A 15,897-nucleotide genomic window follows, 5' to 3' on the forward strand; every position below is an offset into this window, starting at 1 on the left:
GTGCACGGGGACATGTGGATGATGCCCGTTCCGGATGACAGGGCGTGCGAACGCGTACATCAGACGGCTTCCGTTTCCGGGGCGGGTTCGCCGGCGCTCACCGAATGGCCCGCGTACAGGCGCTCGTAGCGCAAGGCCATGGTGCGGAACGAGCCTTCGGCCAGCACCCAGTCGCGTCCGGCCTGGCCCATCCGCGCCGCCGCCTCCGGCGCGGCCAGCACGGCCTGCAGAGCTTCGGCCAGGCCGGCGGGGTCGCCTGGCGCCACCAGCCGTCCGTTGCGCCCGTCGCGGACGATCTCGCGGTTCCCGCCGACGTCGGTCGCCACGATCGGCAGCGCGGCCGCGCACGCCTCCAGCAACGCGATGGAGTAGCCCTCGCTCAGCGACGACAGCGCGAATACCTCCATCCCGGTCAGCAGCCGCGGCACGTCGCTGCGATCACCGAGGAAACGCACCGCGTCGCCAAGCTCCAGCTCGCCGGCCAGACGCTCCAGCGGCGCGCGCAGGTTGCCGTCGCCGACGATCGCCAGCACCGCCTTCGGCACGTTCACGCGCACCTGCGCGAATGCGCGCAGCAGCGCCTGCTGATCCTTGACCGGCTGCAGGCGTCCGACCGTGCCGATGACGCGGCTGTCCGCGGGCCAGCCCAGCTCCGCCGCCAGCGCCGCGCGCCGGGCGGCGTCGGTGGCCTGGAAACGTTCCAGGCGGATGCCGTTGGGAACCGCCAGCAGGCTCTGCCGCGGGCGCACGCCCTGGTCGGCGAAACACTCGCGCGCCGCTTCGCATACGCCCGCCACGTAGTCGGTCAAGCGCATGCTTCGGCGGTACAGCCACTCCTTGCGGCTGCGCGGATCCTTCGCGCCCATGCTGTGGCGGGAATTGATCACCCGCGCCAGCGGCAGGCCCAGTGCCGCCAGCACCGCGTGATAGTGCGCGGTGGCATTGTGGGTATGCAGCACCGCGCCGGGGTGGCGGCGGAGCAATGCGCGGGCGCGGCGCACCGCCACCCAGTCCATGCCCCGCCGCTTGTGGCAGGCCGTGACTTCCACGCCCTGGCCGGTCAGTTCGTTTGCCAGCTGGCCGGGCTCGAACAGGCAGATCACCCGGCAGGTATGGCCGGAGTCGCGCTGGGCCGCGATCAGATCGATGACGGTGCGCTCAAGCCCGCCGCGCTCCAGGTTCTCGACGAAGTGGATGACTTCCATACCCTTCATATCAGTTCAGATACCGTCACGCGCTGTTTGCCGGTCGCAGTCAGCGGAATGTCGTCGGCGAATTGGAAATCCAGCGCCACGTCCTGGCCCATCACCTTGCGCAGCTCCGCGCCCATGCGCTCGACGACCGACGGGTCGAAGTCATGGTCGCGCACCAGGGTGATCTCGAAGGCGTCCAGGCGTTTCTGCACCACCTGGTAGCGGCGGATGCCGGTAGCGCCCAGGAAAGCGTACACGATGAATTCGCCGGGGATGTAACGCCCATCCGGCGTGCGCAGGGCATCCAGCTTGCGGCCGTCGACGCTGGCCAGCAGCGGCAGCGCGCGTCCGCAGCTGCAGCGTCCCTGCCCCGGTGTCGCCAGGTCGCCGTTGACGTAGCGCAGCAGCGGCATGCCCAGGTTGTGCAGGTCGGTGACGATGATCTCGCGCGGTCCGGCCACGTCGCCACCGACGCCCGCGCCCAGTTCCACGTGCAGGTGATCGATGTTGACGTGCAGGCCCTGGCGATGTTCGCACTCGGCCGCGATCAGCATGAACTCGCGGCAGCCGTAGGTGTTGTAGGCCGGGCAGCCGAAGGCCTGCTCGATCAGCGCGCGCTGGCTTTCGTGCAGGGTTTCGGCCGCGCCGAGGATCCGCTGGGGCCGGTGCACGCGGCGACCGTTGGCGATCAGCCACTCGGCCATCTTCACGATCGGCGCCACGTAGGACACCACGGTCTCGGGACGGAACCGGTCGAACGCGTCGGCATATTCCGCCATCCGCGCGTCGCTCATTTCGAAGGCACTGAGCATGTAGCGGTTGAAGGCCGCGTGGTACAGGCGGTCCTTGCGCTTCTGCGCACCGACCGGCGTGCCCCACAGGTACAGCGTGCGCTGGCCCAGGCGCGCGCCGGTCCAGCCGTAGCCGCGCCACATGATCGCCATCCGGCGCTCGTAGCTCTCGTGGGTATAGCCGAATCTCAGCGGCTCGCCGGTGGAGCCGCCGGTGGTCTTGTACAGCAGGCCGGCGCGCTGATTGGCTGCGACCAGCGCCTCGAAGTTGGCGCGGATGGTCGGCTTGTCCAGCAATGGCAGGCGGGCGTAGTCGTCCAGCCCGCGGATGTCCTCGGGCGAGCGGATGCCCAGTTCGCCCCAGGTCCGCCGGTAGAACGGCACCTGTTCCCAGCAATGACGCAGCAGGCGCTGGAGCTTCTGCCATTGCAGCGCGCGCAGCGCTTCCTCGTCCTGCGACTGGTTGCGTTCGTATTCGTCGAGATAGCGCAGGGTCTTGCGTCCGCGCAGCCCGGATTCGTACAGCGGGAACAGCACCCGCCGGAACAGTGGCGCATACAGGCTCATGGTGTGCCCTCCCCCGGCGCACGCTGGTAGGCCCACGCCAGGAAACGCGCGCCCAGCCGCGGCCGACCTGCGGCGAAGCGCTGGTGGAGATGCTGAAGGTGCTCGATGTCGCCCCGGCTCCAGCAGCCGAGCAATAGGGTCAACGGAATGTAGGCCAGCACCAGGACCGCGCCGCCGGCCAGCACCGATGCGATCGGCAGCAGCCCGCGCAGCGGCAGGGCCAGCAGGCCCGCCAGCGCGGCGGCCAGCAGGATGCGCGCCAGCCGTCCCCATTCCGGATGCGCGTGGCTGACCCGGGTGGCCAGGGTCATGTAGACCGTGGCGTTGAGCGTGGCCACGGTGATGTACGCGACCACCGCCCCCGTCAGCGCGAAGTGCGCGATCAGCACCGCGTCCAGCACCACCTTCAGCAATGCGCAGATGATCACCAGCACCAGGATGCTGCGCTGGCGATCGGCGCTGACCAGCAGACTGGACCCGCCCTGGGTCATGGTGGTCAGGCAGGCGGCGACCAGGCACACCGCGAACACCGGCCCGGCCGCGTAGTACTCGCGTCCGTACAGCAGATGGATGACGTCGTTGCAGAACACCACGCCGAACGCCGCCAGCGGCGCCGCCAGCAGCACCAGGTAGCCGGTGGTGGCGACGAAGCGCTGCGCGGCGACCTCGCGCCCGCGGCTCAGCGCGTTGGCCATCATCGGCAGCAGCAACGCGCCGAACACGCCCGGCACCAGCATCGCCGCGCCGATGGCCAGCTGATAGGCGACCTTGAACTGGCCGGCGGCATGGCTGTCGGCATACATGTTCAGGAACATCACTTCCACTTCGCTGGCGGCCATGAAGCCGACCGACACCGTCAGCGCTGTCCAGCCCATATGCCGCCGCACCCGGCCCAGCAACGGCGCCGGCAACTGCACGCCGGGCTGGCGCGCCGGCACCAGCGGCGCGATCTGGCGGAACGATATGCCGAAGAACACGAAGCTGGAAATGACGAACACCGCCAGCAGCCATTCCACGGGCGCGTCCAGCCGCCAGGCCAGGAGCACCAGCAACAGGTTGATCGGGGTGGAGATCAGCGCCACCGTCGCGGTCGCGCGGAAGTTCTCGAAGCCTTTGGCGACGCCGATGTTGAACATGTAGGACGAACGCAGCGCCACCGCCACCACCAGGAACCCCAGCAGCAGCTTGTGGTTCATTCCCGGCGCGATGTGGTCGCCACCGAAGATGAACACCGCCGCGCCGGCCAGCAGCACCACCAGCAGGAAGATCCGCTGGGCCCGCCGCAGGTAGTCCAGCAGGTAGGGCACCATCTCGGTGCGCTCGGTGCCGCGCAGCTCGGCGACGAACTTGATCGCGGCGCTGGCGGTACCGGAGTTGGTGATCGCCACGCCCATCGCGACCAGCCAGATCACCAGGCTGTAGGTGCCGAAACCGTCCGGTCCAAGATGCCGGGCGATGACGATGGAGGTGAGCATGCCGAGCACGTACTCGGTATAGGTGCCTACCGAGGAGAACAGGGTGTTGCTGAGGGTGCGCGACCGACTGTTCATGCCATTGCCAGGAGGACCTTGACCATCACGTACAGCCCGATAACGCCGATTACGGAGTAGATCGGCCAGCGCAGCAGGTCCTTGTCCAGGCTGAACACCGGCAGGCTCGGATAGACCTCGCGCAGGCGGGTGTAGTGGGCGACCACGATGGCGATCAGCAGGTACAGGATGATCACGTAGCTGCGGCTGAGGAAGAACGCGGCGGTGATGAAGCCGCTCAGCGACATCAGCAGGGTCAGGGTCAGGGCCCGGTCCTTGCGCCAGTCGGCCAGCGCCTGCTCGTCCGACACCTCCGGCGGCACGTCGTTGATGATGTCGTCGCCGCGCCGCAGCGGCGCCAGCATCATCCGGAAGCTGTAGCCGACGATGGCCAGCCACAGGGTGAAGCCGATGATGCCCATTTCGGCCAGCACCAGCACGAAGGAGTTGTGCGCGGTCAGCTCATGCAGATCCGAGTAGCCGCCGGCACCGATGCCGAACACCGGGTTGCCGATGAACATCTGGATGCCTTCGTACCAGGAATCCACCCGTCCCATCGCGGAGGCTTCGGAGACCTCCATTTCCTGCAGGCGCGACGGCAGCATCATCAGACCGGCCAGCGCCCCGACCCCGAGCAGGCCGGCGGTGAAGATGCCGCGCTTGCGCCACACGTACACACCCAGCAGCGCGACCAGCGCCAGCAGGGTGCCGCGGGAGTTGGTCAGGTAGCAGCCGTAGATCAACAGGCCGGCCACCACCAGCCAGAACAACCGGCGCAGCCCCATCAGGCCGCCGCGCGCGCTCAGGTAGAACGCCATCGGCAGGCACATCACGAACAGCAGCCCCAGGTCGTTGGGATCGTTGAAGATGCCCACGTACTGGATACGGGTGCCCTGGGACAGCTCCACCCCGGTCCAGCCGATGCCGATGGTGGCCTGTTCCACGCCGTGCAGCGCCAGCACCCCGGCGCAGACAGTCAGCACCGCCATCACCGTTTCCAGCCGCTCGCGGGTATTGGCGGCGTTGGCCAGCAGCACATAGGCCAGCAGCACCGGGGCGAAGATGAAGAACACGAACAGCGCGCCGCCCGGCCAGCCGTTCACCACCTTGGAGACCATGGCCACGAACAGGAAGCACGGGATCAGCAGGTACTGCGGCGCCGAGAACTGCTTGCGCGCGGAGAACACCCACAGGCCGGCGGCCAGCAGCAGCGCGATCGACTGCAACGGCGGCCCCGGGTTCTCGGCAATGGCCGGATAATCCTGGGGCCGGATGATCACCAGCGCCAGATACACCAACAAGAAAAAGAACATCAGCCCCTGTCGCTCCGCTCGTTCAACCTGTGCGCAACCTTGATGTGTAGCTGAACATCTCCGGCACGGCCACCATCGCCTCGAACCATTCCCGATCCATCTGCCGTTCCACCGGCAGGCGCGGCACCGAATACAGCGTGGTGGCCTCGATCGCACGGGTTCCGGCCACGTAGCTGCAGGCCATCCGGAATCCGGCCGCCCGCACCGCCTCGACCGTGTCGCCGTCGAACGCGTCCGGTCCTCCGACCGGATAGGACAACACCGCGACCGGACCGCCGAGCTCGCGCTCCAGCGCCTGCTTGGACCCCTGCACCTCGGCGATCATCCGATCCCGCGGCAGCTTGGCCAGCATCCGGTGGTCCACGCCGTGCGAGCCGATTTCCATGCCGGCCGCGCGCATCTCGCGCAGCTGGTCCCAGGTCATCGGCCGGCAATGCGGATGCCCTTCCGCACGCGGCAGGTTCCACTCGCTTTCCAGCCGCGCGATCAACGCGCCCTGGCCCTCGTCATCCAGCGACTTGAGCCGGTCCAGCAGCTCCGAGGCCTGCACGCGGCGTTCGTCCAGGCTCGCGCCCAGCGTCCAGTCCACGCCCAGTTCCGGCGCCTGCAGGCGTCCGGCCGGGGTCGAACACACCATGTGCACCAGCCAGTCGTAGGCGTACGGCCGTCCTGAATCGATGTGCCCGGTGGACACGAAGAACATCGCCGACATCCCCAGCTCGCGCAGGATCGGGAAGGCGATCCGGTAGTTGTCGTCGTAACCGTCGTCGAACGTCACCAGCACCGCGCCGCGGGGAAGCCGCCGCCCCTGGTCCAGGTGCTCGAGCACCTGCACGAAGGTCATCGGCACGAAATGCCGCTTCAGGTAGGCCATCTGCTGGCGGAACGCATCCGCCGAAGCGCTGATGAGGTCGGTGTCGAAACTGAAATTGTCCGGCTCGGCCGATTCCAGCACCCGGTGATAGGCCAGCACCCTGACCGCGTCGCCGGATCCCAGGCGCATGCGACCCAACAGCGGCAATACGCCGGCACGGTGGCACCAGCGTGCCAGCAGCTGCCTGCGCCCTGCCCGTTCCCTTGCCTGTTTCGATGCTCCCCTGGCCATCATCCATCCGCATCCGGCAACCATGCCCGATGCCCTGAATACGTGGATTGCCGGCAAATCCGGCCATCGCCCGAACCGGTGGCCGCATCCGCGCCGCTTTGCCGTCTGGCAGGCGAATCCGGACGCACTGCGCTAACGTGGGCGGGATCATCAGGGGCGTGTTCTGCATGTCGGACGACACCGACTTTGTTGCTTTGTACAACGAACTGGGACTGGATGCGGAGTGCAGCATGCTGCATTTCAAGCATGCCTACCGGCGCCGGGTCATGCAGTTGCATCCCGATCACCAGCGCCACCCCGCCGATGTCGCGCGGCTGCAGCGGCTCAACCGCATGTATGCGGCCGCGCTGGAGTTCCATCGCGCGCACGGCCGCCTGCCCGGCGCCTCGCGTCCGACGCCGGTGCCCGAGGACGAAGCGAACGACGCCATTCCGTTCGTGGATGTCCCGCCCCCCGGCGCGACGCCCGCGTTCGCAGCGTCGGCGCGCGCGTGGACGCATGAGTCCGAACCCGCCAACGATGTCGACATCGATGCCGGGCCGGCGCCGGTGACCGGATTCCCCCGCCGTCGCCGTTACCTGCTGATGTTGGCCCTGCTTGCGTTGGTGCTGTACTGGTGGGGTGCGCAGAAGACCTCGATCCCGTCGCTGGATCCCGCGGGTCCCGGTGATGCGGTTTCGCCGGGGCTGGGAGCGCCGGATGTCGCCAGCCGGCTCACCGTCGGCATGGACGATCAGCAGGCCCGGCGCATCCTCGGGGAGCCCGACGGCGAACACGCCGCGCGCTGGGATTACGGCCCGTCCTGGGTCGAATTCCGCTGCGGCAAGGTCATCGGCTGGTACAGCTCGCCGCTGCGGCCGTTGCGGGTCAGCGAGGAAAACGCGCATGCGGCCGCCGCGGAGGTGCCGCACTGCTGAAGGAAGATGGATCAGGGGGATTGAGATGTTTGCTGGCACTGCCGGACTGCTGAAGAAGGCGCAGCGACGCCTGTGGATGAAGTACGCGCTGCGCGGCGTCGGCGGCAGCGACAACCATGCGCGGCTGGATCTCGCCTATCGCATGGAAGATCCCTGGAACATGGATTCGGCCATGGAGCGGACCCGCTTCGAGGCCACCAACCGGGTCATCGAGCAGGCGTTCGGCCGGGTCGGCAGCGTGCTCGAAATCGGCTGCGGCGAAGGCCATCAGACCGAATACCTGGCCCGCCTGAGCGATGAGCAGTACGGGCTGGACGTCAGTCCCCATGCCGTGGCGCGTGCGCAGGCGCGGTTGCCGCGGGCGCATTTCGCCGCCGCGGATCTGTTTCATCAGCCCTGGGGCGAGCAGCGCCACCGCTTCGATCTGGTCACCGCCTGCGAAGTGCTCTATTACCTCAGCGATCCGGCGGCGACGGTGGCGCGCATGCGCCACCTGGGCCGCAACGGCCTGGTCACCTTCTTCGCACCCGCCTGCGGCCGGATCGGCCCGCATGTGGAACCCATCCCCGGCGTGCACAAGGACTGGATCCACCACGGCGGGACCGCCTGGTTGATCGCATGGTGGCGTGATGCCTGATACCAACGCGACCCTGCAGGGGCTGGGCGTGGTGTACTTCGGCAATGACTGGAACGCGGAAAACCGCACCAGCAGCCACCACATCGCCACCCGCCTGGCCGAGCACATGCCGGTGCTGTACGTGGATTCCCCCGGCATGCGCGCCCCCAACGCTTCCGGCCGCGACCTGAAGAAGGCGTGGCGCAAACTGAGCGCCGCGCTGCGCCGGCCCGAACGCATCCGCGAGGGATTCTGGCGCTGCACCGTGCCGCAGTTGCCGTTCCGGCGGATTCCCGGCGTCGACGCGTTCAACCGCCTGTTCGGACGCTGGGCCGTGCGCCGCGCATTGCGCGCGGTCGGCATCCAGCGGCGCATCTCCTGGTTCGCCGTTCCGCATCCGGGTTTCCTGGCCGGACGTCTGGGCGAAGAGCTGTGCGTGTACTACTGCATCGACGACTACGCCGCCCATCCCGGCGTGGATGCCGAACTGATCGGCCAGCGCGACGAAGCGCTCAGCCGCGCCGCCGATCTGCAGTTTGTCGCTCCGCCGGCGCTGCTGGAGCGCAAGCGCGAACTCAATCCGCAGACTTTCTATTCCCCGCATGGCGTGGACGTGGCGCTGTTCCGGCGCGCCGGCGACGCCGGTACCGAGATTCCCGCGGCCGCGCGCGATCTGCCCGGCCCGGTGGTCGGCTACATCGGCTCGCTGCACGAATGGATCGATCTGGACCTGATCGCCTGGCTGGCGCGGCAGCGCCCGCGGTGGACCTTTCTGCTGGTCGGCCACGCCGCCGCCGACGTGAGCGAACTGCGCGCGCTGCCCAACGTGCGCCTGCCCGGCGCGCAGCCCTATGCCAGCCTGCCGCAGTGGGCCAAGGCCTTCGACGTGGCGATCATTCCGTACCGGATGAACCGCCAGGTGGCCAACTCCAATCCGCTCAAGCTGCGCGAGTACCTGGCCACCGGCAAGCCGGTGGTGAGCGTGCACAACCCGGAAATCGAGAAGTTCTCGCGCTGGGTGCGTATCGCCCATGATCGCGACGCCTACCTGCGCGCGCTGGAAAGCGCGCTCGCCGAAGACACGCCACAGGCCGCCGCCGAGCGCATCGCCGCGGTCGCCGACCAGACCTGGGACAGCCGCGTGGACGCCGTGCTGGACACCGTCGCCCAGGCCCTGCAACGCCAACGCCCCCTTTCCTGATCATGCTCAATACCCCCATGCCCGCTTCCACTTCCACCCGGCTGCGCGTCGCCATCGTCGGCGCCGGCTATGTCGCCACCCATCACCTGTCCGCGCTGAAGCGCCTGGATTTCGTCGACGTGGTCGGCGTCTGCGACAGCCAGTTGCCGGCGGCGCAGGCGCTGGCCAAGCGCTTCGGCGTGGCCCGCGCGGCCGCTCGCCTGGAGGAACTGGCCGACGCGCAGCCGCAGGCGGTGTATGTGCTCACTCCGCCCTCCTCGCATCCGGCCATCGCCCTGGCCGCGCTGGACATGGGTTGCCACGTGCTGGTCGAAAAGCCGATGGCCGACAGCGTGGCCGATTGCGAAACGATGATCGCGCGCGCGCAGGCACGCGGCCGCCTGCTCGGCGTCAACCATTCGGATCTGTTCGACCCGGTGCTGATGCGCGCGCTGCAGGCGGTGCGTGATGGCCGCATCGGCGAGGTGGTCTCGGTGGACATCATCCGCAATTCGGAGTATCCGCCGTACGCCGGCGGTCCGTTGCCCGGTTCGGTGACCCAGGGGTCCTACCCGTTCCGCGACCTCGGCGTGCATGGCCTGTACACGCTCGAGGCGTTCCTGGGCGGGATCAGCCATGCCGAGGTCGCGTTCCAGTCGCGCGGCACCGATCCCAACCTGCATTTCGACGAATGGCAGGCGCACATCCAGGCCGAACGCGGCGTGGGCCGGCTGCTGCTGTCCTGGAATGCGCGGCCGATGGAGAACCGCGTGTTCGTGCGCGGCACCCGCGGCACCATCGAGATCGATCGCTTCCTGCAGACCTGCCGCATCCACCGCGTGCTGCCCGGCCCCAAGTTCATCGGCATCGTCGCCAACGCGTTCTTCAGTTCGCTCAAGGACGTGTTCCGCGTGCCCTGGAACGTGGTCCGCTTCGCCACCGGCATGCTCAAACCCTCGCCCGGCATCCAGCACGGCGCGCAGGCGTTCGCGCAGGCCGCGCGCGACGGCGCCGCGCCGCCGTTCACCGGCGAGGACGCGCTGCGCATCGCCCGCCTGCTGGAACCGCTGTGCGCCGAACCGGATCGCCAGCGCCTGGCGCTGCTGGAAAGCCGCTACACCGAGTTGCCGCCCGCCGATGCGCTGGTGACCGGCGCCGCCGGTTTCCTCGGCCGCCGGCTGGTCGCGCGCCTGCGCGCCGAAGGCCGCAGCGTGCGCGTGCTGGTACGCCGTCCGGTCGCCGCCTACACGCAGGATCCCGGCATCCAGACGGTGATCGGCGATCTGGGCGATCCGCGCATCGTCGATCACGCGGTCAGGGGCGCGGGCGTGGTCTATCACGTCGGCGCCGCCATGCGTGGCGGTCCGCGCGATTTCGAGGCCGGCACCGTGTGGGGCACCCGCAACGTCGTCGACGCCTGCCTCAAGCATGGCAGCCGCCGTCTGGTCTACGTCAGCTCGATGAGCGTGTTCGATCACGCCGGCCGCGCCGCGGACGCGGTGATGACCGAAGCCTCGGCCTACGAACCGCATCCGGAATGGCGCGGCGCCTACACCCAGACCAAGTTGAACGCCGAACGCCACGTGCGCGATGCCGTCGAACGGCATGGCCTGCCCGCGGTGATGCTGCGTCCGGGCCAGATCTTCGGACCGGGCGCCGAGAAGGTCACGCCCAACGGCGTCATCGGCCTGGCCGGACGCTGGGTGGCGGTGGGCAGCGGCGCGCAGACGCTGCCGCTGGTCTACATCGACGACGTGGTCGACGCGCTGGTGCAGGCGGCCGACGCGCCGCAGGCGGTGGGCCGGGTGTTCAACATCGTGGACACGTCCGCGGTCACCCAGGAAGCCTATCTGCAGCGCGCGCAGCGCAAGCTCGGCGGCGAACTGAAGCGGCTGCGCGTGCCGACATGGACGTTCCTGCTGCTGGGCTGGGGCGTGGAACTGCTGGGCAAGCTGCTCAAGCGCGAGGTACCGCTGACCCGCTACCGCGTGCGCTCGCTGCGTCCGCTCGCCAACTTCGACACCAGCGCCGCGCGCGAACAGCTCGGCTGGACGCCGCGCGTGGGTGTGGAGCAGGGGCTGGATGCGACGTTCGGCTGATCATGTCGCCTTCCACGCCATTGCCGTCCGTGCCGCGCGTCCGCGTGGCACGACTCTTGCATCCTCCACCCTGATCCCGCGCGGTCGCGCGGGGTCATTGTGATCGCACTCCACGGATACGAGAAACCTCCGATGCTCTCGCCCGCCACCCGCTCGTTCGAAGTCCGCCTGGAACCGCTGCCGGATCTGGATCTCCTGCGCCAACGCTGGGAGGAACTGGAAAGCCGCTCGCAGTGCAGCGTCTTCCTCAGCTGGCTCTGGATCGGCACCTGGCTGCAGATGATCTGCCCGCGCCGCAACGCGCGCCTGGCTTCGGTCTATCTCAACAAGCGCCTGGTCGGCCTCGGCATCGTCACCGCGCGCCGGCGTTTCCTCGGCCTGGGCCCCACCCATCTGCGCCTGCACCAGGTGGGCGACCGCGTGCTCGACAGCCTGACCATCGAGTTCAACGGCCTGCTCAGCGAGGCCGGCCTGGAGAGCGAGACCCTGGTGGCGTTCGTGGATCACCTGCATCGCCACGAGCGTCACTGGCTCACCCTGTTCCTGCCCGGCATCGAAGTCGATCGCATCCCGCTGGATCAGCTGCGCGCGCCCAACCTGCGCCTGCGCATGTTCAAGCGGCCCACGCCCTACATCGACCTGACCGGCCTGCGCGAGGATCACGGCCTGTACCTGTCGAGCGTGCTGGGACGCAACACCCGCGCACGGGTGCGGCGCACCGCGCGCAAGCTCGGCGAACGCTGGGGCGAACTGAAAGTCGAGGTGGCCACCACGCCGGAACAGCGCCTGGCATTCTTCGATGGCCTGATCTCGCTGCACCAGGCGCACTGGACCGCCGAAGCCGGCGAACAGGGCGCGTTCGCCGATCCGCGCATCATCGCCTTCCATCGCCGGCTGATCGCCGACTCCGAGCCGGGCCATGGCGCGCAGTTGCTGCGCTTCGAGGCGGGCGGGCACGTGGCGGGTTATCTCTATCACCTGATTTCGCGCGGCGTGGTCTGCTTCTATCAGGCCGGCATCGACTATCCGCGCATCGGCGACTGCGGCAGCCCGGGCCTGTTGCTGTTGACCGAGGCGGTGCAGCATGCCATCCAGGATGGCCATCGCCGCTATGAACTGATGGCGGGCGACATGGACTACAAGCGCGTGCTGGCGATGGCCGAAGGCCGCATGGCCTGGCTGTCGGTGGATCGCGTGGGTCTGCGCTCGCGCGTGATGGACGCGCTGCGCGGCCGCAAGCACGGAACCGTGCCGGCATGACCGCGACGGTCACCCTCGATCACTGGAAACACCTGGAAGCCGCGGACTTCGCGGAATGGGACGCCCTGGCCCACGCCAGCGCGGCGTCCAATCCGTTCCTGATGCCGGGCTTCGTGCAGGCGGCGGCGCGCTGGCTGACGCCGCAGGCGCCGCCTTCGCTGCTGCGCGTGCGCGACGGCGGTGGCGATCTGATTGGCCTGGCCTGCCTGGAACACCGGCGCCCCAACCTGTTCGTGCCGCTGCCGCATTGGCGCGGCTATCGGCACGCGCACGCGTTCCAGTCCGGCCTGCTGCACGCGCCCGGCGCCGCCGAGACGGTGGCCGCGGCGGTGATCGATCTGATGGCGCGGCCACGCTCGCCGGCGCCGGTGCTGCTGCTGCACAACCTGGTGGCGGAATGCCCGCTGTCGGCCGCGCTGTGGGCCACCCGCGATCCCCGCCTGCAATGGCACGAAACCCGGCGCTTCCAGCGGCCGGTGCTGCGCACCCGGTCCGGTGTCTCCACCACCGCGCGCATGCGCGGTTCGGTGCTCAAGGATCTGCGCCGGCGCCTGCGCCGCCTGCAGGATCAGGGCGAAGTCGCCACCCGCATCCTGCAGGGTGGCGATGCCGACCAGGCCGCGGCCGAGCGCCATATCGCGCTCGAACACGCCGGCTGGAAGGGTGATGCCGGCAGCTCGCTGCATGCCAGTCCGGCCCAGCGCGGATTCTTCCTGGACATGGCGGCGCGGCTGGCGCCGACCGGCACGCTGGTGTTCGTCGAAACGCTGTGCGCGGGAAAGGTGATCGCCTCGACCAGCAACCTGATGTCGGGCCAGGTGCTCAGCGGGTTCAAGACCGGCTGGGATCCCGAATACCGCCAGGCCAGTCCGGGCCGGATCAACGAATGGCAACTGTTCGAGGCGATGAGCGCGCGCTGGCCGCAACTGCGCCAGTTCGACAGCCAGGCACAGGAGAGTTCCTACCTGGCCGAACTGCTGCCGGATCACCAGGTCATGGTGTCCGGCGTGCTCGCGGCCGGAACCGCGGCCAACCGCTGGCTGTCGGCGGCGCGCGCACTGCGGCCGCTGGCCTACCGGCTCGGTCACGACGACTGAAACGCATCGCCGCCCCGGCGCCGCGCCTCAGGCGATCTGGGTGCGGTGCCAGGCGCGTTCCTCGGCGCTCAACCACAGCAGGCGCTTGTGCGGATGCAGCGCGGTGGGCGCCGGCAGCAACGTCGGCGGCGGGCTCCGCCACAGCAGGCGTCCCCCCAGCATCAGGCTGCGCACGGTGGCGAACGGCTTGAAACCCATCGTCCGGTGCGCGCGCAGCGAAGGCCGGTTGATGTAGCTGACATCGGACAGGTACTCCAGCGGCGCCGCCTCCACCGTGCTGCCAATCGCCATCATCGCCAGCAGCAACCGGCGGCCGCGCCGGCGCGGCACGACATAGGCATCGCGCAGCCAGACCTGGGTCTTGTCCAGCGGGAACAGCCAGCCCATCTCGTCGAAGTAGCGCGGCACCCCGTGCAGCGCCCAGAACCAGGCGATGACTTCATCGCCCTCTTCGATCGCGAAGCACCGGAAACCGCGCTCGAAGCGCAGGCGCAGGCGCGCCGGATCGCCGGTGCGGCCCTGCTGCCGGTAAACCTTCGACAGCCGCGCCTCGTCTCCCAGCTTCAGCTCGACGAACTGCTGCTCCGGCGCCAGCGGATTGTCGCCCGGGCTGCCGGCCTCGCGTCGCAACAGCACGATGGCATTGAAATCGAACATCCCCTTCCTTCCCCTTCGGCTCCCATGGAAGCCACGATTCCGTACGCACGAGGCGATCGCCCCGCACGGTTCCCACCCTCACCCGCGCAGCCAGCGCCCCAGCAGCGGCAGCCGTCCCAGGCCCGCCGACTGCAACAGGTTCCCCAGCAGGCCGCCCCCGCATATCCCCAGCGCCACCGGATAGACCAGCACGCCGGTCGCCACTTCCAGCACCAACTGCGCCGCCGCCGGCACCTGGCCGGCGATCAGCGCCCGCAATCCCCATACCGCCAGCACCATCACCGCACAGGCCAGCGCGACCCGCGACAGCGGCGACCACAGGCGCCCCAGCCGCACGCCGTCGCGATGACAGGCCTGGACCGTCAGCACCCACTGCACCAGCATCGCCACGCCGACCGCGAAGGCCGCCGCCATCACTCCCCAACGGGCCAGCACGGCGAACGCGGCCAACAGCACCACCATCGTCGCGACTTCAATCCACATCAGGACCGCGTTGCGCCCGAGCGAGGTCAGGAACGAGGACAGGATGTAGCTGCCCGGTCCCAGCAGGAGCATGAAAGCCAGTATGCCCAGCAGCGGCGCGACCAGCGCCCAGGTCGGCGGCAGCAATGCGGCGACCAGGGTCGGCGCGACCATGGCCAGGCCCGCCGCCATCGGGCACAGCAGCACCGCCGCGACCACCAGCGCGTTGACGATCAGCGGCGCGCGCGCCGCCGGCTCCGCGCGCACGATCGCCGGCACCATCACCGTGCCGATATGGCCGCCGACGTAGACCGCCGGCAACTGCGCCAGGTTGAAGGCCATGCCGTAGGCGCCGGCGTCATGCGCGCCGACCAGCCGCAGCATCAGCGGCTTGTCCCAGTAGCGCCCGCCTTCGGCCAGGGTGATTTCACCGGTGATCGGCGCGCCGAAACGGATGATGTCGCGCACCCGCGCCCAGCGCAGCCGGGCCGGCGCCAGCCAGCTGCGCCAGCCGGTGCCGGTGATGGTCACCCCGGCGATCACGCAGGACTGGGCGATGAAGCCCAGGATCATCGCGCGGCCGCCCAGATCGGTCGTGCTCACCAGGGTCACGGCGACGGTGGCGTAGGCGACGTCGCCCATCGCGGTGGCCATCGCGATGCGCCCGAACCGCAGTTCGCGCGCCAGCAGCTTGTCCGGTATCGCGCCCAGACGGCGGATGCCGATGCCCAGCAGGGCGCCCGGCAGATAGGCCGCCAGGTTCGGCGCCTGCAACCAGCCGGCCAGCCACGGCGTCGCCCACCAGGTGGCCGCGATCACCAGCGAACCGGCCAGCAGGTAGAACACGCTGGCGGTGAAAATCGCCTCGCGCCCCTCGCCGCCACGCACCATCACGTACTGGCCGCAGCCCCAGGCGCCGATCCAGTTGCCGGTCAGCGCGATGATCGTGGCCACCGTCACCTCGGCCACGATGTCCGGGCTCAGGTGGCGGGCGATCAACAGGGTGCCCAGCAACCCCACCGCACGCCCGGCCAGGCCCGCGCCGATGCTCCACGCCGCGGCGGAAATGATCTTGTGCCTGTCCTTCAAACCCGCTCCCCGTCCCGCCGCG

Annotated in this window: 14 protein-coding genes; 7 read left to right on the plus strand and 7 right to left on the minus strand. The window is 69.2% G+C overall.

Features of this window, described 5'->3' with window-relative positions:
- Positions 1-59 precede the first annotated feature (59 nt).
- The 5 genes from AC3DEZ_RS05060 to AC3DEZ_RS05080 are packed head-to-tail and all read right to left on the minus strand — an operon-like array spanning position 60 to position 6,396.
- Positions 60-1,214: a glycosyltransferase gene (locus tag AC3DEZ_RS05060; protein ID WP_488387255.1), complete on the minus strand. Its 1,155-nt coding sequence runs from the start codon at positions 1,212-1,214 to the stop codon at positions 60-62.
- A complete protein-coding gene (locus tag AC3DEZ_RS05065; protein ID WP_488387256.1) occupies positions 1,211-2,551 on the minus strand; it encodes a phenylacetate--CoA ligase family protein in 1,341 nt (446 codons plus the stop codon). The genes AC3DEZ_RS05060 and AC3DEZ_RS05065 overlap by 4 nt, the downstream gene beginning before the upstream one ends.
- A complete protein-coding gene (locus AC3DEZ_RS05070) occupies positions 2,548-4,101 on the minus strand; it encodes an oligosaccharide flippase family protein (RefSeq protein ID WP_488387257.1) in 1,554 nt (517 codons plus the stop codon). Before AC3DEZ_RS05070 ends, AC3DEZ_RS05065 begins: the two co-directional genes overlap by 4 nt.
- Positions 4,098-5,393, minus strand: a complete 1,296-nt coding sequence (locus AC3DEZ_RS05075) for an O-antigen ligase family protein (protein WP_488387258.1) — start codon at positions 5,391-5,393, stop codon at positions 4,098-4,100. Before AC3DEZ_RS05075 ends, AC3DEZ_RS05070 begins: the two co-directional genes overlap by 4 nt.
- Before the next feature lie 22 nt (positions 5,394-5,415).
- Complete coding sequence (locus AC3DEZ_RS05080; protein WP_488387259.1) at positions 5,416-6,396, minus strand: polysaccharide deacetylase family protein; 981 nt, start codon at positions 6,394-6,396, stop codon at positions 5,416-5,418.
- On the opposite strand from AC3DEZ_RS05080, the gene AC3DEZ_RS05085 reads away from it, so the two are divergent.
- The 7 genes from AC3DEZ_RS05085 to AC3DEZ_RS05115 all read left to right on the plus strand — a co-directional run bounded on the left by AC3DEZ_RS05085 (position 6,395) and on the right by AC3DEZ_RS05115 (position 13,667).
- The gene (locus AC3DEZ_RS05085; RefSeq protein ID WP_488387260.1) at positions 6,395-6,634 is read left to right on the plus strand and encodes a hypothetical protein; all 240 of its coding nucleotides are present in this window, start codon (positions 6,395-6,397) and stop codon (positions 6,632-6,634) included. The genes AC3DEZ_RS05080 and AC3DEZ_RS05085 overlap by 2 nt on opposite strands.
- 31 nt (positions 6,635-6,665) lie before the next feature.
- Positions 6,666-7,415 carry a hypothetical protein gene (locus AC3DEZ_RS05090; protein WP_488387261.1) on the plus strand — a complete coding sequence of 250 codons (750 nt, stop codon included), beginning with the start codon at positions 6,666-6,668 and terminating at the stop codon, positions 7,413-7,415.
- A 25-nt stretch (positions 7,416-7,440) separates the two neighbouring features.
- Positions 7,441-8,052, plus strand: a complete 612-nt coding sequence (locus tag AC3DEZ_RS05095) for a class I SAM-dependent methyltransferase (protein WP_488387262.1) — start codon at positions 7,441-7,443, stop codon at positions 8,050-8,052.
- Positions 8,045-9,232, plus strand: coding sequence for a glycosyltransferase (locus AC3DEZ_RS05100; protein WP_488387263.1), 1,188 nt, complete (start codon positions 8,045-8,047; stop codon positions 9,230-9,232). Before AC3DEZ_RS05095 ends, AC3DEZ_RS05100 begins: the two co-directional genes overlap by 8 nt.
- A 17-nt stretch (positions 9,233-9,249) precedes the next feature.
- Positions 9,250-11,310 carry an NAD-dependent epimerase/dehydratase family protein gene (locus tag AC3DEZ_RS05105; RefSeq protein ID WP_488387264.1) on the plus strand — a complete coding sequence of 687 codons (2,061 nt, stop codon included), beginning with the start codon at positions 9,250-9,252 and terminating at the stop codon, positions 11,308-11,310.
- Positions 11,311-11,442: 132 nt separating this feature from the next.
- Entirely contained in the window at positions 11,443-12,570 is a 1,128-nt protein-coding gene (locus tag AC3DEZ_RS05110; protein ID WP_488387265.1) for a GNAT family N-acetyltransferase, read from the plus strand.
- Positions 12,567-13,667 carry a GNAT family N-acetyltransferase gene (locus AC3DEZ_RS05115; RefSeq protein WP_488387266.1) on the plus strand — a complete coding sequence of 367 codons (1,101 nt, stop codon included), beginning with the start codon at positions 12,567-12,569 and terminating at the stop codon, positions 13,665-13,667. The genes AC3DEZ_RS05110 and AC3DEZ_RS05115 overlap by 4 nt, the downstream gene beginning before the upstream one ends.
- A gap of 27 nt (positions 13,668-13,694) precedes the next feature.
- On the opposite strand, the gene AC3DEZ_RS05120 is transcribed toward AC3DEZ_RS05115, so the two are convergent.
- Both AC3DEZ_RS05120 and AC3DEZ_RS05125 read right to left on the minus strand, forming a co-directional pair.
- Complete coding sequence (locus AC3DEZ_RS05120) at positions 13,695-14,324, minus strand: hypothetical protein (protein ID WP_447101670.1); 630 nt, start codon at positions 14,322-14,324, stop codon at positions 13,695-13,697.
- Positions 14,325-14,402: 78 nt separating this feature from the next.
- Complete coding sequence (locus AC3DEZ_RS05125; protein ID WP_488387267.1) at positions 14,403-15,875, minus strand: oligosaccharide flippase family protein; 1,473 nt, start codon at positions 15,873-15,875, stop codon at positions 14,403-14,405.
- Positions 15,876-15,897: the final 22 nt, after the last annotated feature.

It is taken from the genome of Pseudoxanthomonas sp. 134C1 (genome assembly GCF_057773065.1).